Origin of the sequence: Azospira sp. I13 (genome assembly GCF_003112695.1) — a bacterium.
Taxonomy (GTDB): Bacteria; Pseudomonadota; Gammaproteobacteria; order Burkholderiales; family Rhodocyclaceae; genus Azospira.
Genome location: NZ_BFBP01000026.1, coordinates 71,778 through 94,215, shown reverse-complemented (window position 1 = coordinate 94,215; position 22,438 = coordinate 71,778). Strand labels below are relative to the sequence as shown.

General features: G+C 62.2%; 24 protein-coding genes and 2 pseudogenes. 6 read left to right on the top strand and 20 right to left on the bottom strand.

Going from position 1 to position 22,438, the window contains the following annotated elements; genetic code table 11:
• Positions 1-76 precede the first annotated feature (76 nt).
• The 13 genes from AZSI13_RS16830 to AZSI13_RS16770 form a co-directional block, all read right to left on the bottom strand.
• Positions 77-508: an Hsp20/alpha crystallin family protein gene (locus AZSI13_RS16830; RefSeq protein ID WP_109042348.1), complete on the bottom strand. Its 432-nt coding sequence runs from the start codon at positions 506-508 to the stop codon at positions 77-79.
• A gap of 156 nt (positions 509-664) precedes the next feature.
• The gene (locus AZSI13_RS17410; protein WP_133247351.1) at positions 665-1,021 is read right to left on the bottom strand and encodes a hypothetical protein; all 357 of its coding nucleotides are present in this window, start codon (positions 1,019-1,021) and stop codon (positions 665-667) included.
• 101 nt (positions 1,022-1,122) lie between these two features.
• A complete protein-coding gene (nudB, locus tag AZSI13_RS16820; protein WP_235609812.1) occupies positions 1,123-1,599 on the bottom strand; it encodes a dihydroneopterin triphosphate diphosphatase in 477 nt (158 codons plus the stop codon).
• Positions 1,600-1,666: 67 nt separating this feature from the next.
• Positions 1,667-2,107 (bottom strand): barstar family protein, encoded by a 441-nt coding sequence (locus AZSI13_RS16815; protein WP_109042345.1) that lies wholly within the window; start codon positions 2,105-2,107, stop codon positions 1,667-1,669.
• Between the two features lie 3 nt (positions 2,108-2,110).
• Complete coding sequence (locus AZSI13_RS16810; protein WP_165833617.1) at positions 2,111-2,485, bottom strand: ribonuclease domain-containing protein; 375 nt, start codon at positions 2,483-2,485, stop codon at positions 2,111-2,113.
• Positions 2,486-2,515: 30 nt separating this feature from the next.
• Complete coding sequence (gene aspS / locus AZSI13_RS16805) at positions 2,516-4,315, bottom strand: aspartate--tRNA ligase (protein WP_109042344.1); 1,800 nt, start codon at positions 4,313-4,315, stop codon at positions 2,516-2,518.
• A 29-nt stretch (positions 4,316-4,344) separates the two neighbouring features.
• Positions 4,345-4,980, bottom strand: coding sequence for a DUF502 domain-containing protein (locus AZSI13_RS16800; protein WP_369406676.1), 636 nt, complete (start codon positions 4,978-4,980; stop codon positions 4,345-4,347).
• A complete protein-coding gene (locus AZSI13_RS16795) occupies positions 4,959-5,228 on the bottom strand; it encodes an FmdB family zinc ribbon protein (RefSeq protein WP_109042343.1) in 270 nt (89 codons plus the stop codon). Before AZSI13_RS16795 ends, AZSI13_RS16800 begins: the two co-directional genes overlap by 22 nt.
• 214 nt (positions 5,229-5,442) lie before the next feature.
• Positions 5,443-7,623, bottom strand: a complete 2,181-nt coding sequence (locus tag AZSI13_RS16790; protein ID WP_109042342.1) for a type IV pilus secretin PilQ — start codon at positions 7,621-7,623, stop codon at positions 5,443-5,445.
• Entirely contained in the window at positions 7,620-8,147 is a 528-nt protein-coding gene (locus tag AZSI13_RS16785; protein ID WP_109042341.1) for a pilus assembly protein PilP, read from the bottom strand. The genes AZSI13_RS16790 and AZSI13_RS16785 overlap by 4 nt, the downstream gene beginning before the upstream one ends.
• Complete coding sequence (locus AZSI13_RS16780; protein ID WP_109042340.1) at positions 8,144-8,830, bottom strand: type 4a pilus biogenesis protein PilO; 687 nt, start codon at positions 8,828-8,830, stop codon at positions 8,144-8,146. Before AZSI13_RS16780 ends, AZSI13_RS16785 begins: the two co-directional genes overlap by 4 nt.
• Entirely contained in the window at positions 8,827-9,402 is a 576-nt protein-coding gene (locus tag AZSI13_RS16775; protein ID WP_109042339.1) for a PilN domain-containing protein, read from the bottom strand. Before AZSI13_RS16775 ends, AZSI13_RS16780 begins: the two co-directional genes overlap by 4 nt.
• Positions 9,399-10,478, bottom strand: coding sequence for a pilus assembly protein PilM (locus tag AZSI13_RS16770; RefSeq protein WP_109042338.1), 1,080 nt, complete (start codon positions 10,476-10,478; stop codon positions 9,399-9,401). Before AZSI13_RS16770 ends, AZSI13_RS16775 begins: the two co-directional genes overlap by 4 nt.
• A 171-nt stretch (positions 10,479-10,649) precedes the next feature.
• On the opposite strand from AZSI13_RS16770, the gene AZSI13_RS16765 reads away from it, so the two are divergent.
• Complete coding sequence (locus AZSI13_RS16765; RefSeq protein ID WP_235609816.1) at positions 10,650-12,935, top strand: penicillin-binding protein 1A; 2,286 nt, start codon at positions 10,650-10,652, stop codon at positions 12,933-12,935.
• A gap of 142 nt (positions 12,936-13,077) precedes the next feature.
• Here AZSI13_RS16765 and cyaY read toward each other — a convergent pair whose 3' ends face one another.
• Positions 13,078-13,395: an iron donor protein CyaY gene (gene cyaY / locus AZSI13_RS16760; RefSeq protein ID WP_109042336.1), complete on the bottom strand. Its 318-nt coding sequence runs from the start codon at positions 13,393-13,395 to the stop codon at positions 13,078-13,080.
• 186 nt (positions 13,396-13,581) lie between these two features.
• Between cyaY and AZSI13_RS18435 the strand changes: the two are divergent.
• From AZSI13_RS18435 to AZSI13_RS16740, 5 genes and pseudogenes are all read left to right on the top strand, one after another.
• Positions 13,582-13,677, top strand: a pseudogene (locus AZSI13_RS18435) (lipoprotein); the annotation flags it as partial.
• 84 nt (positions 13,678-13,761) lie between these two features.
• A pseudogene (gene lysA, locus AZSI13_RS16755) lies at positions 13,762-15,035 on the top strand (diaminopimelate decarboxylase).
• 82 nt (positions 15,036-15,117) lie between these two features.
• Entirely contained in the window at positions 15,118-16,560 is a 1,443-nt protein-coding gene (locus AZSI13_RS16750; protein WP_235609811.1) for an ATP-binding protein, read from the top strand.
• Positions 16,557-17,147 carry a response regulator transcription factor gene (locus AZSI13_RS16745; RefSeq protein WP_109042334.1) on the top strand — a complete coding sequence of 197 codons (591 nt, stop codon included), beginning with the start codon at positions 16,557-16,559 and terminating at the stop codon, positions 17,145-17,147. The genes AZSI13_RS16750 and AZSI13_RS16745 overlap by 4 nt, the downstream gene beginning before the upstream one ends.
• 414 nt (positions 17,148-17,561) lie before the next feature.
• Positions 17,562-17,978, top strand: coding sequence for an RNA-binding S4 domain-containing protein (locus tag AZSI13_RS16740; protein WP_109042333.1), 417 nt, complete (start codon positions 17,562-17,564; stop codon positions 17,976-17,978).
• Between the two features lie 7 nt (positions 17,979-17,985).
• On the opposite strand, the gene napF is transcribed toward AZSI13_RS16740, so the two are convergent.
• From napF to AZSI13_RS16710, 6 genes are all read right to left on the bottom strand, one after another.
• Positions 17,986-18,480 (bottom strand): ferredoxin-type protein NapF, encoded by a 495-nt coding sequence (gene napF / locus AZSI13_RS16735; RefSeq protein WP_109042332.1) that lies wholly within the window; start codon positions 18,478-18,480, stop codon positions 17,986-17,988.
• Between the two features lie 132 nt (positions 18,481-18,612).
• Entirely contained in the window at positions 18,613-19,482 is an 870-nt protein-coding gene (locus tag AZSI13_RS16730) for an ethylbenzene dehydrogenase-related protein (RefSeq protein WP_109042331.1), read from the bottom strand.
• A 100-nt stretch (positions 19,483-19,582) separates the two neighbouring features.
• The gene (locus AZSI13_RS16725; protein ID WP_109042330.1) at positions 19,583-20,173 is read right to left on the bottom strand and encodes a NapC/NirT family cytochrome c; all 591 of its coding nucleotides are present in this window, start codon (positions 20,171-20,173) and stop codon (positions 19,583-19,585) included.
• 294 nt (positions 20,174-20,467) lie between these two features.
• A complete protein-coding gene (gene ccmI / locus AZSI13_RS16720; protein ID WP_109042329.1) occupies positions 20,468-21,352 on the bottom strand; it encodes a c-type cytochrome biogenesis protein CcmI in 885 nt (294 codons plus the stop codon).
• On the bottom strand, positions 21,349-21,855 hold the full coding sequence (locus tag AZSI13_RS16715) for a cytochrome c-type biogenesis protein (RefSeq protein WP_109042328.1): 507 nt from the start codon (positions 21,853-21,855) through the stop codon (positions 21,349-21,351). The genes ccmI and AZSI13_RS16715 overlap by 4 nt, the downstream gene beginning before the upstream one ends.
• Entirely contained in the window at positions 21,852-22,436 is a 585-nt protein-coding gene (locus AZSI13_RS16710; RefSeq protein ID WP_109042327.1) for a DsbE family thiol:disulfide interchange protein, read from the bottom strand. Before AZSI13_RS16710 ends, AZSI13_RS16715 begins: the two co-directional genes overlap by 4 nt.
• Positions 22,437-22,438 lie beyond the last annotated feature (2 nt).

The window sequence follows — 22,438 nt, the reverse complement described above, 5'->3', positions numbered from 1 at the left end:
CTTGGCCGGGCAAGACCGGGCTAGCCGTCATGGGACCTGTGGCGCCACCAGTGACATGCCGATTGTCCGCCGGCGCTCAGTCGATGGCCAGACGCCTGGCGCTGGCCACCGTGCGTTTGGGCAGCGTGAGGACCAGGACACCATCGCTGAAGCGGGCTACCGCTTGGGTGTCATCAATATCCTGACCCAGCGAGAAGGAGCGGCTGACCTTGCCGTAGTAGCGCTCGGCACGCAGCACCCGCTCCCCTTCCCGGCCTTCCCTGGCCTGTTTGACCTCGGCGACGATGGATACGGTATTGCCTTCCACATGCACGTGGATGTCTTCCTTTTTTACACCAGGGAGTTCGGCGTGCACCTCGTAGGTTCGCTCATCCTCCTTCACGTCCATGGGGATGCCGGGTACGGACTCCTGTCGCGGCACATCCATCGGACGGACGAAGAAGCCGCGCAGCAAATCATCCAAGGGATCAAGACCGGCGTGGCCGAAACGGGTCAGGTGTTGGCTCATGATGGACACTCCTTGAAGAATTGAACAGGGAGGCCAACGGCTACGGAAATGCGCTTCGGAGATGCCCGGCAAGACTCGGGTTTCTCCGAGCGCATCCGGGGTTTGCCCTGAGACGCTGGCCCCTTCAGCCCCTATATAGGGGTGGCCAAAACCATTTCAAGGCGCTCCGCTGTCACCGTGCTGCGCATCCCAATAGGCGTTGCATTGCCCCCGGGCAAAGCTCTGGGCGAACTTGGGACTGCGTATCCCGGGCTCAGCATGAACCCGGGCGGCCAGGGCAGCAAGGAATGCCTCGTGGGGCACGCCGCTTGGCGGCGCGCGCAGGGGCAAGCCACGTTCCCGGTCGCCCAGGGCGTTCAGGGCAACCGCTTCGGCCTGCAGGCAGAGTTTGAGGCGGGGCGCCTCGGGATCATCGTCGGCTACAGCTACCGGATGACCATGGGCCAGGGCAGCCGTGGATACGCACAGGCCCAACAGGAGTGCGACAAGAAGGCGGAGAGGGAGGCGGAACATGACGGGCATCCGACAGGCAATGGGTCAGAGATAGCACGGCTGGCATCGGGGATGCCAGTACGCCCGTCAAATCGATAGGGAATCGCAGCCGGCCGCTGCGGTCAGAAGTCCGAAGCGGCGCCGGGCAACTGCAGGATGGCTTCCCGGTTGCTCCAGGAAAAAACCTTCGCTGCCGCCTCGGCAGCCGGCAGCCAGCAATAGTCCAGATGCTCACCAGGCGCCAGGCGTACGGGCCGCACGGCGGGCAACTCGATGGAATAGACGTGTTCGGTGTTGTGGGTGACGCCGGGGGCGTAGCGGTGGCGCCACTCGAGGAAGATTTCGTAGGTATTGGTCCGCTGCCAGTCGCGTAGGCAGAGGGATTCGCCAACGACGTCGATACCCGTTTCCTCCTGCACCTCACGCTGTGCGGTTGTCGACAGATCTTCGCCAGCTTCCTGGCTACCCGTCACCGACTGCCAGTAGCCGGGGTGGGAGGCACGCTCCAGCAGGAGCACCTGCCGATCAGGCGTATGGATGACCACCAGCACGGAAACAGGCCGTTTGAAAGCGGCAGGGGCAGAGGCCAAATCGGTCACCGAATAACTCGTCGCCTCCAGGGCGGAATAGGGGGAGTCAGGAGCCCAGGCAGCCGGAGTGGCAGCCTCACACAGGCAAAGGGTCGAGGGGCAAGCCAGATACGGCAAAGAGGGCCCACAGGGGCCGGTCCTGCTCACGCCACTCATCGCTGGCGCCTTGCAGCACGGCGATCAGGGTATCCACTGGACTTTCTTCCTCATCATCCTGTGGCTCCGTCACCGAACCAGTGAAGGCCAGCAGGCAACCCTGGGCGGCAATCGCCTGGGCATCGGTAAGGCAGTCGTAGAGGGCGTCGAAATTGGCACCGTAATGTTCGGGGAAGGCCAGCTGGCGACCCAGGTCCACCAGAAAATCCACGCCCAGGGACACTTCAGCAACCTGGAAACCCAAGTGCCGTGCAGCCTCCAGCGCGGCAGGCAGCTGCTCAGGGCGCAGGCGGTAAGGGCCGGCCTGCTCCGGACGGGATAGCAAATCGGCAAAGGCGGTCTGGCGGGCGGCTGGGCTCATGGTTCAGTCCCGCAGGCGACGGAAGCTGCGGTAGTGGTCGTCGGTGTAGTAGAAGACTTCCGGCGGCTGGCCGCCGGTGATGAGACGCCGGGCGCCCCGATTTCGGGCACCGGGGGTATCCACCGTGTACTCCCGGTAATAGCCCCGGGCCTTGAGCGGCAGGCGTTTCTCGAAATTGCCAAAGGTGCTGCCGTCCTTGGGGTAAGGGAAAGGGCCGCCCCGATGAATCAGGGTGAGAGTTTGACGCCCCTCCGGCGGCAGATCAGCAATGGCCAGGGTGGCTTCGCCAAACCCCGGCGGCAGGAATTCCCGCGCGGCCGCCGGCCCGCCCAGCAGGGCCAGGCAGGTCAGCAGGAGAGGGAGAATCCGGCGCAGCACTTTGAACAATGAAGCCCTAGGAAAGGGGGATCAGCCCTTGCTGACTTCCACCTGGGCTTCCACCTTCTGGCGCAGGCGGATGTGCAGCTCCTTGAGCTGCTTTTCGTCCACGTCGGAAGGCGCGTCGGTAAGCAAGCACTGGGCACGCTGGGTCTTGGGGAAGGCGATGACGTCGCGGATGGATTCGGCGCCGGCCATCATGGTGACGATACGATCCAGACCGAAGGCCAGGCCGCCGTGGGGAGGCGCACCGTACTTGAGGGCATCGAGCAGGAAGCCGAACTTGAGCTGCTGCTCTTCCGCACCGATGGCCAGGGCTTCGAAGACCTTGGATTGAACCTCTGCCTTGTGGATCCGTACGGAACCGCCACCGATTTCCCAGCCGTTGAGGGCCAGGTCATAGGCCTTGGCCAAGCACTTGCCCGGGTCGGTAAAGAGGTATTCCTCGTGGCCATCCTTGGGGCTGGTGAAGGGGTGGTGACAGGCGGTCCAGCGCTTGGCTTCCTCGTCGTACTCGAACATGGGGAAGTCCACCACCCACAGGGGTTCCCAGGCCTTACCGTTGAGGTAGCCCTTCTCGTGGCCGAGCTTGACGCGCAGGGCGCCGAGGGCGTCGTTCACCACCTTGGTCTTGTCGGCGCCGAAGAAAATCAGGTCGCCGGACTGGGCGCCAGTGCGCTCCAGTATCCCCTTGAGGGCGGCTTCGTGCAGGTTCTTGACGATGGGGGACTGCAGGCCGGTCTCGTTGGGCTGAGAAGCGTCATTGACCTTGATATAGGCCAGGCCCTTGGCGCCGTAGATGCCGACGAACTTGGTGTATTCGTCGATCTCGCCCCGAGTCAGGCTGGCGCCGCCGGGTACGCGCAGGGCGGCGACGCGGCCGCCGCTGGTGGCCGGACCGGAGAAGACCTTGAAGGCCACGTCGGCTACCAGGTCGGTGACTTCGGTCAGTTCCAGGGTAACGCGCAGATCCGGCTTGTCGGAACCGAAGCGGTTCATGGCTTCGGCGTAGCTCATGCGCGGGAAGGGTGCGGGCAGTTCGACGGTCAGGGCTTCCTTGAAGACGTAGCGCACCATCTCTTCCATGATGGCGGTGATCTGGTCTTCGGTCAGGAAGGAGGTCTCGATATCGACCTGGGTGAATTCGGGCTGGCGGTCAGCGCGCAGGTCTTCGTCGCGGAAGCACTTGGTGATCTGGTAATAGCGGTCGAAGCCGGCCACCATCAGCATCTGCTTAAACAGCTGGGGGGACTGGGGCAGGGCGAAGAACTGGCCCGGATGCACGCGGGAGGGCACCAGGTAGTCGCGGGCGCCTTCCGGGGTGCTCTTGGTGAGCATGGGGGTTTCAATGTCGATGAAGCCCTGGCCGTCAAGGAAGCGGCGGAAGGCCATGGCCGTCTTGTAGCGCAGCATCATGTTCTTCTGCATCTGGGGACGGCGCAGGTCGATAACCCGGTTGGTCAGGCGCACGTTCTCGGACAGGTTGTCGTCGTCCAACTGGAAGGGAGGCGTCACTGCGGCATTGAGCACCTCGATCTCATGGCAAAGGATTTCGATTTCACCACTGGCGATATTGGTGTTGACCGTACCTTCGGGACGGGGACGGACCTTGCCGGTAATTTTCAGCACGAACTCGTTACGCACGGACTCGGCCACCTTGAACATGTCAGCACGATCCGGGTCGCACACCACCTGGGCCAGACCATCCCGGTCGCGCAGGTCGATGAAGATGACGCCGCCGTGGTCACGCCGCCGGTGGGCCCAGCCACAAAGGGTGACTTCCTGGCCGTTCAGGCCGGAATTAAGTTGTCCGCAGTAATGAGTACGCATGGTGAGTCCAGAAGGTTGATGCTGTTGAATTAGTGTTGGGACCGGGGCAGATGCCGGGCAGGTGGCGCCACCACCCCCATGGAAATGATGTACTTGAGGGCTTCATCCACGCTCATTTCCAGCTCGATGGTGTCGCTCCGGGGCACCATCAGGAAAAAACCGGACGTGGGATTGGGTGTCGTGGGGACATAGACGCTGACGTAGTCCCCCACCAGATGATTAACCACATCGCCCCCGGGCTGGCCGGTGAGAAAGGCAATGGTCCACGAACCCTGACGCGGATACTGCACCAGCAGGGCCTTGCGGAAGGCCTGACCGCTTTGTGAAAAGAGGGTGTCGGAAACCTGCTTGACGCTGTTGTAGACGGAATTGACGACCGGGATACGGGCCAGCAGCTTTTCCCACCAGCGGACCAGCTTCTGGCCGATGAAATTGGCGGCCGCCAGCCCGGTCAAGAGGATGACCAGCAACGTCAGGATGGCCCCGGCACCGGGAATATCGAAACCAAAAATGCTGCGCGGATGGATGGCCTCTGGCAGCAGTCGCAACGACTGATCCATAGTGCCGATGATCAGGTTCAGCACCCAGGCCGTAATCGCCAGGGGAACCCAGATCAACAGACCGGTGATGAAGTAGCGTTTGATCAACTGCCCGCGCACGCACATGCTCCGTCGCCACCCTGGCAGGGAGGCGGATTATCGGCCTTGGGGGACGCGGGGGACGCGCCGCTGCCACCCTTGAAATCTGTGGCGTACCAACCGGAGCCCTTGAGCTGGAAGCCAGCCGCAGAAATCTGCTTGGCGTAGCCATCCTTGCCGCACTGGGGACAGGCGGAGAGGGGGGCATCGCTCATCTTCTGCATGTGGTCCTGCTGATGGCCGCAGGCCGGGCAACGGTATTCGTAAATCGGCATGGAGAACTCCGTAAAAGTGGAATTATACCCGATCGTAGGCAGGCCTTAACCGCCCCCGATGGTACCTGCCATCCTGAATATGGGCACTTTCTCGGAATTCAAGCCCTCGGAAAGTTATCGCAACGAATGACACCAAGTCCGAAACAAGCCCAATAAAAAACCGCCCCCGGAACCCTGACGGGCCACTCGGGGGCGGCTGGCTGGGCGGTCTGAATTAGCGCAGCGCCAGTTCTCCGGAAACGATCTTCGGGGTAATGAAGACCAGCAACTCAATCTTGTCCCGGTCCGTCCGCTTGTTACGGAAAAGGAAGCCAACGTAAGGCAGGTCCCCCAGAACGGGGATGCGGCTAGTTGCCTGGCTCTCGGTTTCTTCGTAAATGCCGCCGATAACCACCGTCCCACCATTTTCCACCAGGACATCAGTCTTTACGTGCTTGGTCTTGATGGCAACCAAATTGCTGGTCAGAGTGGTATCCGGTACATCCTTGTTAATCTCCAAGGACATCACCACCCGACCATCAGGAGTAATCTGGGGCTTAACCTTGAGCGACAGATTGGCCTTTTTCCAGGCAATAGCCGTAGCCCCTGATGCCGTTGCCGTCTGATAGGGAATTTCCACCCCTTGCTCAATGATGGCCTCTGTCTGGTCCGAGGTCATGACCCGCGGGCTGGAAACGATCTTGCCTTTGCCATCCACCTCCAGCGCGGAAAGCTCCAAGTTCAAGAAGCGCGTTGCACTCGGGTTGAAAAGAATCATGGAGAACGCCCCGGGTGTATTACCCTTCAACGTAGTGGCAGGCAAATTCACCCCTGTCGCCGACATGTTGGTCAGATCCGTCGGACCCGGTAATGTCTTACGATCATAGTTGAAGGTCTTGGTGACAATTCCGGTAGTGGGATCGTAGGTTTCCTTGGACAGGTTCTGCTCGGTATTGCGAGCCATATCGGACAAGCTACCACCAATTCTGGACTGAACTCGACCGGTCCCGTAGTTCTGGGGATGGCTAATGTCGTTCAGACCAAGGCGAACACCCAGATTTTTACTAAAATTGTCGGTAGCCTCGACGATTCGAGCTTCAATCAGCACCTGCCGAACCGGAACGTCAGTCTTGGCAATGATTTTACGCAGGTCATCAAGACGAGACGGGGTGTCCTGGATGAAAAGGGTATTCGTCCGAGGATCCACTACTGCGCTGCCCCGCTTCGAGAGAATGCGCTGCTTCTCATCTGTCAGCACCTTGTGAAACGCTTCAGCCCGCTGATAGTTCAGCTGAAAGGTCTCGGTCTGTAGCGGCTCCACATCACTTATCTGTTGCTTGGCTTGAAGTTCCAACTCCTCCTTTTTCAGGAGCTCATCTTTCGGAGCCACCAATAAGACAGTGCCCCGCTTACGCTTATCCAGCCCGCCCCGCTCCAGAATGAGATCAAATGCCTGATCCCAGGGAACATTCTGCAAACGTAGGCTAATGGAACCACTGACGGTATCGGACATCACCACGTTGTAGCCAAACTCCTCTCCAAGCGTTTGCAGGAGCTGCTTGACCGGGGTGTTCTGGATGTTCAGGGAAATCTTGTCGCCGCCATACTCGTTGGGAGAGCCCGAGCGAGTCAGCTTGTTGGGATCTTCTGATACTGACTTCACCTCAATGATGAGCTGATTGTCCGCCTGATAGGCTTGATGCTCCCATAGCCCCTTTGGCGTAACAGTGATCTTTGCGTTCCCACCTTGGCTACTCGCCACAATATCGGTCACAGGGGTTGCAAAGTCGGTAACGTCAAACTTACGCGCCAGATTGGCCGGCAAGGTGGCTTTCTGAAAATCCACAACCAGCATATGCCCCTGTTGGCGGACATCAATGCCTACATTCGGATCACTGAGATCAACGACGATACGCCCCTCTCCTCCGGATCCCCTGCGAAAATTGATATCTCGAATGGAGTGCACGGTAGTTGCATATTTAGGCTCAGCAAATTTCTGGGCTTTACCAGCACCTTCCTCCGCCCCTGTTTTGGCTAGAGTCACATATAGCGCATTGCCCTCAACTCGGCTTTCATAAGCCATGGGGTACTGCAGATTCAGCACCACACGGGTACGCCCACCAGCCTGAACAACATTGACGCCACGCACCCCACCTCCGGTGAACTGCTCTGAGCTTCGATCCATGCCGCTAGCTGTATCGGCAAAATCGAATGCAATACGAGCAGGACTGGCGATACTGAAACTAGTCGGAGGAGTGGTTAGCGGCTGGCGCAAGCTGATTTTTACAGCGACCCCACCGCCTTGTGCAGAGACATTCACCCCTTCGATTACATTTGACTCTGCTGAAACCGGTAGGACACAAACAATCACCGCGCCAAATACAAAGTTGCGGAACCAAGAATTTATCGTTTTCATTTAGCCACCTCCGCCCCCTGGAGCTGCAAAGTACTAGTCCGTTCAATCCAGTCACTGGAACTATCCTGGACCAACTCCCGAAGAGTCACCTCTGCTTCCGTTATGTTGATGATGATGCCGAAATTCTGGCCCATGTAATTGCCGATTTTTACTTGATGGACAGTGCTGTCCGCGAGGATGACGCCACTAGCCACCTTACCTCGGGCCAGGAAGCCAACATACTTCAGCGATTCCAGCGGATAGGATTCCAACGCCTCCCGAGGGCGATTGAAATCGGGCACCAACCCGCCCCCATCCTTTTTGTGCTCAGGTTCCAGCTTTCCCGCCTTGAAAGGGTCCATGACACCTGCGACGCCATAGGCAACCGCTTCATAGGGTTTAACCTCCGGTAGCGGAGCAATCCGCCCCTTTAGATCCTGGGTCGACTCTTTCATCCACTGTTTCAAATCCTCATGCTCCCCCCCGCCGCAGCCGGCCAGGGACAATAGAGACAAGAGAAGCGCCACTCCGGGGAGATATTTCATTTCTTCCCTCCATCGGCTTTTTTGGCAGCATCTTTCGCAGCTTTCTTCTGCTTCGCAACCTCTTCCTCGTCCAGGTAACGGAAAGTTTTTGCAAGAGCATCCATCACCAAAGAACCATCCTTAGGCTGCGGCGTAATGGAAATATTGTTGAGTGTAACGATCCGCGGCAATTTACCAATATCTTCGGCGAACGCACCCAAGTCATGGTAATTGCCGATCAACTTAATGGTGACAGGCAACTCAGCGTAGAACTCCTTGGCCGCTTCCTGACCAGGCTTGAACAACTCGAAAGCCAAGCCACGCCCCAATCCGGCCTGGTTGATTTCGACCAACAGGGATTCCACCTCCGCCTTGTTTGGCAACTGCTTGAGCAGGGCGCCGAAAGAGCGGTCAATTTCATCCAGTTGTTGTTCATACAAGCTCAGATTGATCGCCTGCCGTCGCTTGTTGACATACTCATCCTTCAGCTTGGCTTCTTCTTCCTGGCGAGCAGTTAGTGTGCTGAACTGCTCATTCCACACTACAAAGAAGCCCGCCACCAGGATGCCGGCAAACAAGCCAGCCAAAACCGTAATGCGGGGAATGAGAGGCCAGGCACCGACGTCATTGGGATTTAGGGTGCGGAAGTCATTCAGCAGTTGCTGGAAATCAACCTTGGGAATGGAGAATTGGGGCTTTTTCATTTCTTCTCCTTTTCCTTGATCTCATTGGCATTCGGCCGCGTCAGCACCAGCGTCATGCTGAATTCGCTCAAGCGCCGCCGCCCGACATCCACCGACTTGATTTCAATCAGATTGGGCTTTTCCAACCAGGGCGACGCTTCGATGTTACGCATCAGAGTCGACACACGTGCATTGGACTGGGCATAACCACCGATGGTGACTGTCGGCCCATCCTGCTTCAGACTCTTGAGATAGACCCCTTCCGGGATCTGAGTCGTCATCTCGGAAAGCAGGCGTACTGCCTCGGCCCGGTCCCGTTGCAGGGATTCAATCACCTGCTTGCGCGCCAGCAGTGCCTGGGTCTTTTCCTTCAGCCCCTTGATCTGGTCGATATCCTTGTCCAGCAGGGCGATTTCCTTTTTCAGGAAATTGTTCTTTTCTTCCTGGGCGCTGATATAGCCGCCGATAACGGTGTACCCCAGGAAGATAATCAGGGCTGCCAATACGGAAATCAAACCGGCGAGGGCATAGAACTGCTGCCGCAGTGCCTTGCGTTTTTCTTCCCGATGGGGAAGTAGATTGATGCGGATCATTCCTCAAACCTCCGCAAAGCCAGCCCACAAGCCACCATTAGCGAAGAAGCATCAGCCACCAGGCTGCGTGGCCGAACCCGGTCGGAAACAGCCATGCCGGCGAAGGGATTAGCCACCAGCGTATTGACCTGGGTACGCGCCGCCACCACTTCGTCCAGTCCGGGGATGACGGCACAGCCGCCGGCCAAGACCAGGTGATTGACCTGACTGAACTGGGTGGAGGTGAAGAAGAACTGCAGCGCGCGGGAAACTTCCAGGGCCAGGCTTTCCATGAACGGGCGCAGCAACTCGGCCTCGTAATTTTCCGGCAAGCCTCCCGTACGTTTTGCCGCATCAGCCTCTTCAAAGCTCATGCCGTATTGCCGGACGATATCCTGGGTCAGCTGGCTACCACCGAAGGCCTGCTCCCGTGCATAGACTTGCTGGCCATTGCGCATGACCGTCAGGTTGGTGACATTGGCCCCGATATCAAGAATCGCCACCACCTGATTCTGCCCCTTGTCGGGAAGTTGCCGCTCAATCAGTTCGAACGACGCCAGAGCAGCGTAGGATTCAACGTCCATCACCATGGCCTTCAGACCGGCGGCTTCCGCCACTGCCACCCGGTCTTCCACCCGCTCCCGGCGGGAGGCGGCGATTAGGACTTCCACCTCGTCAGGGGAAGACGGCGCCGGGCCGATGACCTGGAAGTCCAGATTGACTTCTTCCAGGGCAAAAGGAATGTACTGGTTGGCCTCGGACTCGACGAGCACCTCCAGTTCCTCTTCCCGCTGCCCGGCAGGAACGATGATTTTCTTGGTAATGACAGCCGCGGCAGGCAGCGCCATGGCGACCTGGCGCGTGGACGTGCCCATACGCTTCCAGGCACGCTTGACCGATTCGGCCGCCGCTTCCAGGTTTACGATGTTTCCGTCGGCAATCACATCCCGGGGCAGTACTTCGATAGTGTATCGCTCGACGCGAAGCCCATCTTTAGGACTGCCGGAAAGCTCGACCATTTTCACGGCGGACGAGCTGATATCCAGACCAATCAGCGACTTGGCCTTCGGATTGAAAATCGAGAGGTCGAGCTGCAAACCAGTCTCCCCAAAAAAGTCCCTTTAAATCTCTATAGTTAGGGACAATACTGATAATTTACTTTAGATGCTAGCAGCAACTATTGGGCATGTAAAGCTAATTAACCCCCCCGAAAGGGCCAGCGTATAATTGCCCCTCCCCTCACTTTCAGGTCTGCCGCTTTGTCCGCTCTGCGCTGGATTCTCTATCCCATCTTCCTCGTCGCCGGCCTGTTCGTCATCGGCGCTGCCCTGGCCGGCATCATCCTCATCCTGGCCTATCCCAACCTGCCGTCCCTGGAAGTCCTCACCGACTACCGACCGAAGATTCCCCTACGGGTTTATTCGGCCGATGGCACCCTGATCGGCGAATTTGGCGAAGAAAGGCGAGCCCTGGTCCGCATCCAGGACGTCCCCCCCATTATGAAGAACGCCATCCTGGCGGCGGAAGACGAGCGCTTCTATCAGCACAGCGGGGTGGACACCCTCGGCGTCATCCGCGCTGCGGTGGCCAACCTGTCCGGGGGCGGCAAGCGCCAGGGGGCGTCCACCATCACCATGCAGGTGGCCCGTAACTTCTTCCTTTCCAGCGAAAAGACCCTGTCTCGGAAGTTCTACGAAGCCCTGCTGTCCTTCAAGATCGAGCACAACCTGAGCAAGGACGAAATCCTCCAGCTCTACATCAACCAGATTTATCTTGGCCAGCGCGCCTACGGCTTTGCCGCCGCGGCCCAGATTTACTTCGGCAAACCCCTCAACGAAATCACCGTCGCCGAGGCCGCCATGCTGGCGGGCCTGCCCAAGGCCCCCTCCTCCTTCAACCCGGTGGTCAATCCCAAGCGGGCCCGCTTGCGCCAGCAATATGTATTGCGCCGCATGAAGGAACTGAACTTCATTGACGAGAAGCAGCACGAAGAAGCCCTGAAGCAGACCCTGGTGGTGAAGCGGGATGCCAACGAATTCTCCGTCCATGCCGACTACGTCGCCGAAATGGCCCGGCAGATCGCTGCCGAACGCTTTCCCGAGGATGTATACACCCGGGGTCTGCGGGTCTACACCACCATCCTCAAGGCCGACCAGGAAGCCGCCTATCTTTCCCTGCGCAAAGGCGTCATGGACTACGACCGCCGCCATGGTTACCGGGGTGCCGAAGCCTATGTGGACATGAAGAACATCGTCTCCGACCAGGATGACGACCTGGAGGAACTGCTCTCCGACCACAGCGACGTCGGCGACCTGCAGGCAGCCCTGGTTCTCGACGCCAACCCGAAGGCCATCAAGGCCTACAAGCGGGGCGGCGAACTGGTGGTGCTGTCTGGCGATTCCATGAAATTCGCCACCCGCATGCTGGATGACAAAGCCCCCCCCAACAAACGCCTGAAGCGCGGCGCCATCATCCGCCTGCAGAAGGACGACAAGGGCGGTTGGCAGATCAGCCAGTTGCCGGAGGTGGAATCCGCCTTCGTCGCCACCGACCCGCGGGACGGCGCCATCCGCGCCCTGGTGGGCGGCTTCGACTTCAGCCGCAACAAGTACAACCACGTCACCCAGGCCTGGCGCCAGCCCGGCTCCAGCTTCAAGCCCTTCATCTACTCGGCCGCGCTGGAAAAGGGCTATACCCCGGCCACCATCGTCCAGGATTCCCCCATCGTCATCCCGGCCAGCGCCACCGGCAGCACCCCCTGGGAGCCCCACAACTACGATGGCAAGTACGAAGGCCCCATGAAGCTGCGCACGGCCCTGGCCAAATCCAAGAACATGGTTTCCATCCGCGTGCTGCAGGCCATCGGCACCCAGTACGCCCAGGACTACGCCACCCGCTTCGGCTTCGACGCCGAGAAGCACCCGCCCTACCTGACCATGGCCCTGGGCGCCGGCTCCGTCACGCCCTGGCAGATGGTCAGTGCCTACGCCGTCTTCGCCAACGGCGGCTACCGCATCCAGCCCTACATCGTCCGCGACATCCGGGATGACCGGGGCAACATCCTGGCCCAGGCCCAACCCGTGCCGGTGGGAGACGAAGGCAACCGGGCCATCGACCCGCGCAACGCCTATCTCATGGACACCATGCTGCGGGACGTCGCCATCTTCGGTACTGCCGCCAAAGCCTCCGTGCAGCTCAAGCGCAAGGATCTGGCCGGCAAGACCGGTACCACCAACGACTACATCGACGCCTGGTTCTGCGGCTACCAGGCCACTGTGGTCGGCTGCGCTTGGGTCGGTTTCGACCAGCCGAAGAAGCTGGGCAGCGGTGAGACCGGCGGCCTGGTTTCCCTGCCCATCTGGATCGGCTACATGCAGACCGCCCTCAAGGATGTACCCGAAAGCTTCCTGCCCGCACCGGAAGGCCTGGTCTCGGTGGAAGTGCCCAGCGAACGCTCCAAGACCGGCACCGCCAAGGAATTCTTCTACAGCGAGAATGTCCCCGCGGAAGTTCCGCCGGAGCCCAAGGACGACGGTTCCAAGCCGGTGGACTGATTCCCCTCAGCCCCGCGGAAAGGCAAAAAGCCCCGACCTAGGTCGAGGCTTTTTCATGGCTAGCAGGGATGCCGCGGTGGCTGCCATCCAGGCGCGACGCCCTCCGCTCAATCAAACGCGAGGCATCCTACCGGGCCGATGCTCAGCGCAAGGTCACCGGCTCCCCAACCTGGGCGCTCACCAGCGCTTCCAGTTTGGCGAACAACTCTGCGCCATCCCGGGTATCCCGCCAGGCGCTGCCATCATGGCGAAAATGGAAACCGCCGGAACGGGCGGCCACCCAGATTTCCCGAGATGCGGCATGGCGATTGATCACCATTTTGGCGCCATCGGCGAATTCCACCTCCAGTACGCCGCCCGCCCCCAGTTCGAAGTCCAGATCGGCGCCGCTGCGCTCCAACCCCGCCTCGATCTCGGCAAGCACCTTTTCCGCCAGCCCATTGAATTCGTTTTCTTCCATATTCCGTTCCATCCAAGCAAAAGCAAGGGGTTTGGCCCTGTGCTACCATGACCAGACTTGCAAAGGGGCGCCAAAAAGGGCGTCGGTTCAAGGTAGCAATCAGGACGACACCTCGTCGCCTGCATCGCCGCTCTTGCCATCATTCCTGTCGCCGCTCCCGCTTATCCAGCCGTATTTCGAGAAACCATGCCTTCACGCCAACCGTCTGCCGGCCCGCTGCTGGCGCTGGCCCTGATCTGTTCCCTGGCCCTTACTGCCTGTGGCAGCAAGGGCCCATTGGTCCTGCCGCCGGCGCCGGACGGCCAGGCCAAGCCTGGGGCCAATCCTAACACGCCGGCCCCCTCCTACCCCCAGCCCTACACCCAGATACAGACCTACCCGCAATGACCTTCTTCTCTCGCAAAGATGGCGTCCTGTACGCCGAATCCGTCTCCCTGGCCGACATCGCCGCCCAGTTCGGCAGCCCCACCTACGTTTACTCCCGGGCCGCCCTGGAAGCCGCCTACGGCGAATTCCGTGATGCCCTGGCCGCCCATCCTGCCGGTGCCGGCGGCCTGGTCTGCTACGCCGTGAAGGCCAATTCCAACCTGGGCATTCTCAGCCTCTTCGCCCGCCTCGGTGCCGGTTTCGACATCGTCTCCGGCGGTGAGCTGGAACGGGTTCTGGCGGCGGGAGCCGAAGCCGGCAAGGTGGTTTTCTCCGGCGTCGGCAAGACCGAAGCCGAAATGGCCCGGGCCCTGGAAGTGGGCATCCGCTGCTTCAACGTGGAATCCGTTCCCGAACTGGACCGCCTCAATGCCGTGGCCGTGCGCCTGGGCAAGAAGGCTCCGGTGAGCCTGCGGGTCAATCCCAATGTGGATGCCAAAACCCACCCCTACATTTCTACCGGCCTCAAGCAGAACAAGTTCGGCGTCGCCTATGAGGATGCCCTGGCCCTCTACCGCCGCGCCGCCAGCCTGCCTGGCATTGTGGTCACCGGCATTGACTGCCACATCGGCTCCCAGCTGCTCGACGCCTCCCCCTTCGCCGAAGCTTTGGACAAGGTGCTGGCCCTGGTGGATCAACTGGCTGCTGCCGGCATTCGCCTGCACCACATCGACCTGGGCGGTGGCCTGGGCATCCGTTATCTGGATGAGGAACCACCCAAGGTCGCCGACTACCTCACCCCCCTGCTGCAGAAGCTGGAAGGGCGCGGCCTGCAGGTCATCCTGGAGCCGGGCCGCCGCCTGGTGGGCAACGCCGGCCTGCTGCTGACCCAGATCGAATACCTCAAGCCGGGCGAGGAAAAGAACTTCGCCATTGTGGATGCCGCCATGAACGACCTCATGCGCCCCGCCCTCTACGATGCCTACCATGACATCGTCGAAGTGGCCCCCGGCAGCGCCGCCAAGGCCAGCTACTCCATCGTTGGCCCCATCTGCGAATCCGGCGATTTTCTCGGCCACAACCGCGAACTGTCGGTGGCTCCGGGCGACCTGCTGGCGGTGATGTCTGCCGGTGCCTATGGCTTTTCCATGAGCTCCAACTACAACACCCGGCCCCGGGCAGCCGAAGTGATGGTGGATGGCAGCCAGGTGCACCTGGTGCGCCGCCGCGAAACCGTGGCCGAGCTGTTCGCCCAGGAAAACCCCCTGCCCTGATCCGTGGCGGGCGCCGCGGCAAAATGTCGCAGCGGCGCCCCATCCCTTCTGGAGCGCCCGCCCGGGCGCTAGAATGGCGGCGATGTCTGCCGCCTTCCTCTCCTCCCCCCAGCCCCCCGCCCCCGCTACCGGCCAGCCCCTGGCCCGGCTCATCGTGCTGCGCCGGGTGGAAGTGCTGGCCCAGGCCCTGGTCCTGCTGCTGGCCGCCGGCTGGCTGCGCATTCCCCTGGAAGTTTTGCCCATGGCCGCGGCCACGGTGGCACTCGGCCTCTTCAATCTCTACAGCCAGTGGCGTCTTGGCCAGCAACGGCCCGTTTCGGAGCGGGAATACTTCTGCCAGCTGTTGCCCGACGTCGCCGCCCTGACCCTGCTGCTCTACTACGCCGGCGGCTCGGCCAACCCCTTCGTATCCCTCTTCCTGCTGCCCCTGACCATTGCCGCCGCTACCCTGCCGGCCCGCTACATCTGGGCCATGGCCGGCATCACCCTGGGGGCCTACACCTTCCTGATGTTCTACAACCTGCCCCTGCCGGCCCCCCAGGGTGATCTGGCCCGGCTGGACGAACTCCTGGCCCGGGCCAGCGGCATGGCCACCGAGTCGGGGGAACACGCCGGCCACGGTGGCCACGATGGCGGCTTCGCCCTGCATGTGCTGGGCATGTGGTTCAACTTCGTGGTCAGCGCCCTGATCGTCGCCGTGTTCCTCTCGCGCCTCGCCGCCACGCTGCGGGAACGGGAGCGGCAACTGGGGGATGCCCGGCAACGGGAACAGGAGCGGGCCCTGCGCCACGAACAAATCCTCGCCCTCGGCACCCTGGCCGCCGGCGCCGCCCACAAGCTGGGCACGCCCCTCTCCACCATGGCCGTGGTGCTGCGGGATCTGGAACTGGAACACGGCCAGACCCCCGGCCTGGGCGAAGACCTGAGCCTGCTGCGGCAGCAGGTGGACCAGTGCAAGCGCACCCTGACCCAGGTGCTGGCCTCCGCCGGCGCCGCCCGGGAGCGTGGCGGACCCGACCAGCCCCCCGCCCTGCCTTTGCCCCAGTGGCTCAACGAGCTGCTCGACGGCTGGCGCGTGCTGCGCCCCCGGATACGGGTGGATTACCAGGCGCTAGGCGATGCCTCAGCCCCCCTGGTGCGGGCCGACCCCAGCCTGGAACAGGCCCTTATCAACCTCCTGGACAACGCCGCCGATGCCTCCCCGGGGGGCGTGGAGGTTCGCAGCTACTGCCATACCGCTCAGCCTGGCCAGGGCGACCGGGCCGACTGCTGCGTCATCGAATTCCTCGATCGGGGCCCCGGCCTCGACCCCTCCCTGGGCCAGCGCCTGGGCCAGCCCGGCGTCAGCACCAAGGATGACCCCACGCTGGCGGGCGGCAGCGGCATCGGGCTGTTCCTCACCCAGGCCACACTGGAGCGCTTCGGCGGCCGCCTGGAGCTAAGCAACCGCCCCGCTACCGACGGGCCCGGCGCCTGCTGCCGCGTCACCCTGCCCCTGGCCTCCCTCACCCCCGACACGCCATGACCGATCCCCAAACTGCCACCGCCGACCTGCCCGATACCGCCGAGTTAGGCGATAACGACCAGCCCACCCTGCTCCTGGCCGATGACGACGACGTCTTCCGCCGTGTGCTCGCCCGGGCCCTGGAGCGCCGCGGCTATCTGGTCACGGCAGCCGGCAGCGCCGAGCAGGCCTACGCCCTGGCCTGCCACAATCCTCCCGAATACGCTGTGGTGGACCTGAAGATGCCCGGCGACTCCGGCCTGGTACTAATCGAAAAGCTGGCCGCCCTGGAAGCCGGCACCCGCATCGTCATGCTGACCGGTTACGCCAGCATCGCCACCGCCGTCGAAGCCATCAAGCTGGGCGCCACCCACTACCTGGCCAAGCCGGCGGATGCCGATGAAATCGTCGCGGCCCTGCAACGTACTGGCGGCGACGCATCCACGCCGGTGGCCGATGCCCCCCTGTCGGTGGATCGGCTGGAATGGGAGCACATTCAGAAGGTGCTGGCCGAGCACGGCGGCAACGTCTCCGCCACCGCTCGGGCCCTGAAAATGCATCGCCGTACCCTGCAACGCAAGCTCGGCAAGAAGCCGGTACGGGAATAGAAGACACGCCTGACTGGGGCCGGTGGGCATTTCGGTTCAACGCCCCGGATGCCCGGAGAGGCAATAGGCACGCCATTCTTCGTGATCACACCCAGGAGATGAAGCAGGGACGCCGCACTCCAGGCATGTCCCCGCCACGCCTTGCTCTCCGGGCCATTATCCGCCCCCCAAGCGCCTCCGCATTAGATTGCGACGATACCCGGGCAGCAGCCCCCCGCCAGCCCGACCTGCTGCGATTCAGCCCGACTCAAGCCTTTTTGCTAAAGCACCGCGCCCCATCGGCAATGGGCATTTCCTGGGCCGGCGCGTTAGACTGCCGCCTGGCGTGGCCGCCATGGACCCTATTGGTCTTCACCCACATTCGTCCGGCTGCCTGCCTGCGCCACCGCACTCCGACCTTCCCCCCATACCGCCATGACCGATACTCCCCTGCCCTACATTCCCGGATTCAGCAGCGATGGCCGCCTGCGAGTGGATAAATGGCTATGGGCCGCCCGCTTCTTCAAAACCCGGGCCCTGGCCCAGGACGCGGTGGAGGGCGGCAAGGTGAAGGTGAACGGGCAGACCGTCAAAGCCGCCCGGGAGGTGAAAGCCGGCGACCTGCTGGACATCACCGCCGGCCAGAGCCAGTGGAACGTCACGGTGCAGGCGGTCAACGGCCAGCGCCGGCCGGCGCCGGAAGCGCGGCTGCTGTATCAGGAAAGTCAGGAATCCATCGCGCGGCGCGCCCAGGAACAGGAAGAACGCACTCTGGCACCGACGCCGGGCCAGGACGCCAAAGGCCGACCGACCAAGCGAGACCGGCGGCAGCGGGAACGTTTCTTCGGCTAAGGCAAGCCTAGAGGATGCGGATGGCGCCGGTGGGACAAGGCGCCTGACAGGCGCCGCAGCCGGTGCAGCGCTCCTCCAGCAAGACCGGCAGGGCCGGCCCGCCGGCCCGGGGCGGAAAGCGCAAGGCGCCTTCAGGACAAAAATCCCCACAACTGCGGCACTCCACCTGCTGCCGTGCCAGGCAGGATTCCCCGGCCGAGGCTTTGTAGGGCCAGGGCGCATCGTCGCTGTTGCGCACCAGGGCGCCCGGCCGACAGGCGGTGGCGCACTGGCCGCAGAATGTGCATTCGCCGTGGCTGAAGTTCATCGTCGGCGGCCGCCGGGGCGCCGCCATGTCGATGATTTCGGTGGGGCAGGCAGTGACGCAATCACCACAGCCGGTGCATAGGGCAACAAAATCGTGCTCCACCAGCGCCCAGGGAGGGCGCAAGGGAGAGGCCTGATCCGTCGCCCGGCCACGGAAGAAGGCGCGCCGCGCCAGATTGACGATGGGAATGCTCACGACAGGAATCGATTCCGGCGGATGCCAGGGCGGCGCCCCCGCAGGAGCCCCAAAGAAAAAAGGCGGGACCGAAGCCCCGCCCCAACTGGCCGCAAAGCCAAACTCGCCGTAATTTGCGGCCCGAGAGATCGCTTACTGCTTGGCAGCGCTGACGTCGGCCTTGGCGCCGATACCCAGGCTGTAGCCAAAGGAAACGTGGTGGAAGCGGCCGCCGGCGTGGTCATCGTGAATGGCGAAGCCGAAGGGCACGGTCTTGCCTTCCGCCAGGGCCACGTCACCTTCGCCGCCGGTCAGCTTGCGGGTGAAGGTGACGGTCCAGGTGTCGCCCTTCTTCTCGCCCTTGGCATCCACCAGGGCCTTGCCGCCTTCCATGACGCGCTTGTCGGCGATGTAGCCATCCACCGGCTTGGCGCCCTTGCCGCTCTTCCACTGGATCAGGTCGTAGTACACGCCGCCGGCCACGTTGCCGTCCTTGACGTACTTGGTCTTCTTGTCGTCGGCGCCGGGCATGGTGCGGGCGTCGGTGTGGCAGCTCTGCCAGCAGCCCATCTGGTCGGCCATGGGCACCTTGTCGCCGGCCATCAGCACGGTCAGCTTGACCTCGTTGTCCTTGTCCAGCTTCTCGCCGCCGCTAGCGGGCTGCTTCCAGGAGAAGCGGAAGTACACGTTGTCCTTGTCGTAGGCAGCCTGGACGGTGACAGGGATGGAACCGGCCTTGCCCTTGGGCGGGGTGGGTTCCAGCTTCTCGCCGGAGACGACCTTCTTGCCGATGTCGGCGATTTCCTCTTCGTGGCAGCCGGTACAGGCTTCGCCCTTGCGCAGGCCCTTAGCGCCGCTGTGGTCGGTGCCCTTGGTGATCCATTCGATACCGGAGGTGCCCGGGTAGAAAACGGTGATCTTCTTGGTGGGCACCTTGGCCCAGTCGGGAGCGGCGAAGGCGGCCTGGCTGCCCAGGGCCAGCATCAGGCCGACGGCGGAAGCGATGGCGGTTTGCTTGAACATGGTGGAACTCTCCATTCTTGGTTGGGCTCAGGGAGCCGGCTGCTTTCTCGTCAAGGGCGGGGCCGCGCTGCACCCCGCCGGTTACGCTTTGCCTGCGACCTTACTCGTCGTCGTCCTCAGGCATGTTCTGGGGCTTGTTGTGGGCGATGCCCTTGTGGCAGTCGATGCAGGTCTTGTTGTCCTTCTGGGCCAGCTCGTGCATCTTCTTGGCGCGGGGCTTCTGCTTGTCGGTGTTCATGCCGTCGAAGCTGTGGCAGTTACGGCACTCGCGGGAATCGCTGGACTTCATCCGCTCCCATTCGTGGGTGGCCAGTTCCAGACGCTTGGCTTCGAATTTCTCCTTGGTGTCGATGGTGCCGGTGAGCTTGCCCCAGACTTCCTGGCTGGCCTGGATCTTCCGCTTCATCTTGTGCACCCAGGTCTTGGGCACGTGGCAATCGGAACAGACGGCGCGCACGCCGGTACGGTTGGAGTAGTGGATGGTCTGCTTGTATTCCTGGTACACGTTATCGCGCATTTCGTGACAGGAGATGCAGAATTCCAGGGTATTGGTGGCTTCCATGGCAGTGTTGAAGCCGCCCCAGAAAATGATGCCGCTGACAAAGCCGACGGCCAGCAGCACAAACAAGGAATACTTGGCGCTGGGCTTTTTGAGGGTGGCCCAGAGGCCTTCTTTCTGATTCTCGGACATGATGCGCTTTCTCTCCCTGGCGCCGGCCCAGGGCGGATGCCCATGCCGGACTTCTCTCGATAGTGGAAGGCAGTCTAGCCGACGCAAAAAGCCCAGATATTTGATGCGGGTTAATTTCCCATGAAAACCCTACGGGCCCCATGGCTAGTAGCTTTCACCACCCCCACGCGCTTTTGATCCAGATTAAGCCGACTGAAGACAAGACAAAAAAAGGGCGGCTCCCGGCCGCCCTTTTTTGACTGCGCACAGTGCCGACGGAAGCGCAAAGAGGCGCCGCATCGGCTCCGCCATCGCTTACTTGGACTTGGCGCCCTTGGCTTCCTTCCCGCCCTTGGCCGGCGGCTGGGCGGCGGCCTTTTCCTTGAGGCGCTCGAGGGCGCTCTTGAGGGAGGTTTCCTCTTCGGAACCGGGTTCCACCATGGGCAGCAACCGTTCCCAATAGCCGATGGCGGCCTTGAAGTCGTTGCGCTCGCTGGCGGCCACACCGGCCAGGATCAGGGCCTGGGGCTCCTGGGGATTGACCTTCAGGGCCTGGTTGATGAGCTGGGTCGGCTTGCCGGCGAAACGGCCGTCGCTGAGGGTAGCCAGGGTTTCGGCATAGTCGGTCAGCAGCAAGGGATTTTCCTGCAGCAGCTTGCCGCCCTTGCCATAGGCCTCGGCGGCCTCGGGCAGGCGGCCCAGGGCCTTGTAGGAGCGGGCCAGCATGATCCAGCCCTTTTCATCCTCCGGGTGTTCCTTGAGGCGGCTGGCCAGTTTTTCCACCATGCTGTTGATCTGCTCGGCGCTCACCGGGGGCTCGCCCTGGACATTGCGCGGGTCCAGAGCCTTGGGGTTGCCCAGGGCCAGGTAGCCCAGCAGGGCGGCGGCCGGCAGCAGCAGGGCCAGGACGATAGCGGTGCTCTTGCTCGGCCCCTGGCACCCGACGGCAGCATCCTCGACGGCCCCCACTTCATCCAGCAGGCGGCGCTGCAGCTCCTCCCGGGCCTGACGGTAATCGGCTTCGCTGAGGGTGCCGGCGGCCTTTTCCTTTTCCAGTTCGTTTTCCTGATCGCGGAACACGGCCAGGTTGGCTTCCCGGCGGTCGGCCCGGGCCGTGACGCGGCCTTTCAGCAGGGGCGGCAGCAGCAGGACGACAACCAGCACCACCAGGATGGCGGCGGCAAATGCAAAAGCAGTCATGAGGCGGAATCTTTCGGTTCGGAGGCAGACTGGAGCAGGGCTTCAGCCTGCTTGCGTTCGGCTTCGGTAAGACCGGCGGGGGCGCTGGCAATGACCTGGCTGCGACGGCGCAGGTAACGCACCAGGACGATCAGGCCAATGACGAAAATCACCAGGGGGCCGAACCAGAGCAGGGCGGTGTTGCTCTGCACCGGCGGGCGGTAGAGCACGAAGTCGCCGTAGCGGGCGACCATGAAATCAAGGATTTCCCGGTCGCTCTTGCCCTGCTGGATCATGCCGCGGATTTCACGGCGCAGGTCCAGGGCCAGGTCGGCATTGGAATCGGCGATGGTCTGGTTCTGGCAGACCAGACAGCGCAACTCGGCGGAAATTTCCATGAGGCGCTTTTCCGCCACCGGGTCGGCGGCCAGATCCGCCGCTTCCTTGGCCTGCAGGCCAACCGCCGGCAGCAGGGCGGCAAGGGCCAGGCTGGCGGCGAGGAGGAAACGCTTCAGGCCGTTCATTTGTTCAGCTCCACCAGCAGGGGCAGGATTTTCTTTTCCAGCACCTCGGGGGTGATGGGGCCGATGTGCTTGAGGCGGATCACCCCGGCCTTGTCGATCAGGTAGGTTTCCGGCGCGCCATAGACGCCGTAGTCGATGGCCACCCGGCCGTCCAGGTCCATGGTCACCACTTGATAGGGATTGCCCTTGGCAGCCAGCAGCTTGCTGGAACGCTGGATGGCCAAGGCCATTTCCTTCTCCTGGGTAGCCGGCTTGCTGTCCAGGGAACCGTCGCCCCGCACTTCCTTCCAGTTGAAGCCGACGATGGGCAGGTAGTTGCGCTTGGCCATTTCCACCAGCACCGGGTGTTCCTGCACGCAGGAGGGGCACCAGGTGGCCCAGACATTGAGCAGCCAGACCTTGCCCTTCATTTCTTCGGGGGAGAAGGTCTTGGCCGGATCGTCCAGGCGCGGCAGGGCAAAGGCCGGGGCCGGCTTGCCCACCAGGGGCGACGGCACTTCCCGGGGGTTGAGGTTAAGGCCGATGGCCAGCAGCACCACCAGGACGATGAAAGCGATCAGGGGCCAGAGGAACTTGTTCATGG

Coding starts and splice junctions, on each gene's coding strand:
- AZSI13_RS16710 (WP_109042327.1), bottom strand. CDS start 22,436: ATGAACAAGTTCCTCTGGCCCCTGATCGCTTTCATCGTCCTGGTGGTG.
- AZSI13_RS16790 (WP_109042342.1), bottom strand. CDS start 7,623: ATGAAAACGATAAATTCTTGGTTCCGCAACTTTGTATTTGGCGCGGTG.
- AZSI13_RS16715 (WP_109042328.1), bottom strand. CDS start 21,855: ATGAACGGCCTGAAGCGTTTCCTCCTCGCCGCCAGCCTGGCCCTTGCC.
- AZSI13_RS16785 (WP_109042341.1), bottom strand. CDS start 8,147: ATGAAATATCTCCCCGGAGTGGCGCTTCTCTTGTCTCTATTGTCCCTG.
- AZSI13_RS16800 (WP_369406676.1), bottom strand. CDS start 4,980: ATGTGCGTGCGCGGGCAGTTGATCAAACGCTACTTCATCACCGGTCTG.
- AZSI13_RS16830 (WP_109042348.1), bottom strand. CDS start 508: ATGAGCCAACACCTGACCCGTTTCGGCCACGCCGGTCTTGATCCCTTG.
- AZSI13_RS16730 (WP_109042331.1), bottom strand. CDS start 19,482: ATGTTCAAGCAAACCGCCATCGCTTCCGCCGTCGGCCTGATGCTGGCC.
- AZSI13_RS17410 (WP_133247351.1), bottom strand. CDS start 1,021: ATGTTCCGCCTCCCTCTCCGCCTTCTTGTCGCACTCCTGTTGGGCCTG.
- AZSI13_RS16740 (WP_109042333.1), top strand. CDS start 17,562: ATGACCGATACTCCCCTGCCCTACATTCCCGGATTCAGCAGCGATGGC.
- AZSI13_RS16745 (WP_109042334.1), top strand. CDS start 16,557: ATGACCGATCCCCAAACTGCCACCGCCGACCTGCCCGATACCGCCGAG.
- AZSI13_RS16775 (WP_109042339.1), bottom strand. CDS start 9,402: ATGATCCGCATCAATCTACTTCCCCATCGGGAAGAAAAACGCAAGGCA.
- AZSI13_RS16795 (WP_109042343.1), bottom strand. CDS start 5,228: ATGCCGATTTACGAATACCGTTGCCCGGCCTGCGGCCATCAGCAGGAC.
- ccmI (WP_109042329.1), bottom strand. CDS start 21,352: ATGACTGCTTTTGCATTTGCCGCCGCCATCCTGGTGGTGCTGGTTGTC.
- AZSI13_RS16750 (WP_235609811.1), top strand. CDS start 15,118: ATGTCTGCCGCCTTCCTCTCCTCCCCCCAGCCCCCCGCCCCCGCTACC.
- AZSI13_RS16725 (WP_109042330.1), bottom strand. CDS start 20,173: ATGTCCGAGAATCAGAAAGAAGGCCTCTGGGCCACCCTCAAAAAGCCC.
- aspS (WP_109042344.1), bottom strand. CDS start 4,315: ATGCGTACTCATTACTGCGGACAACTTAATTCCGGCCTGAACGGCCAG.
- cyaY (WP_109042336.1), bottom strand. CDS start 13,395: ATGGAAGAAAACGAATTCAATGGGCTGGCGGAAAAGGTGCTTGCCGAG.
- AZSI13_RS16815 (WP_109042345.1), bottom strand. CDS start 2,107: ATGAGCCCAGCCGCCCGCCAGACCGCCTTTGCCGATTTGCTATCCCGT.
- AZSI13_RS16780 (WP_109042340.1), bottom strand. CDS start 8,830: ATGAAAAAGCCCCAATTCTCCATTCCCAAGGTTGATTTCCAGCAACTG.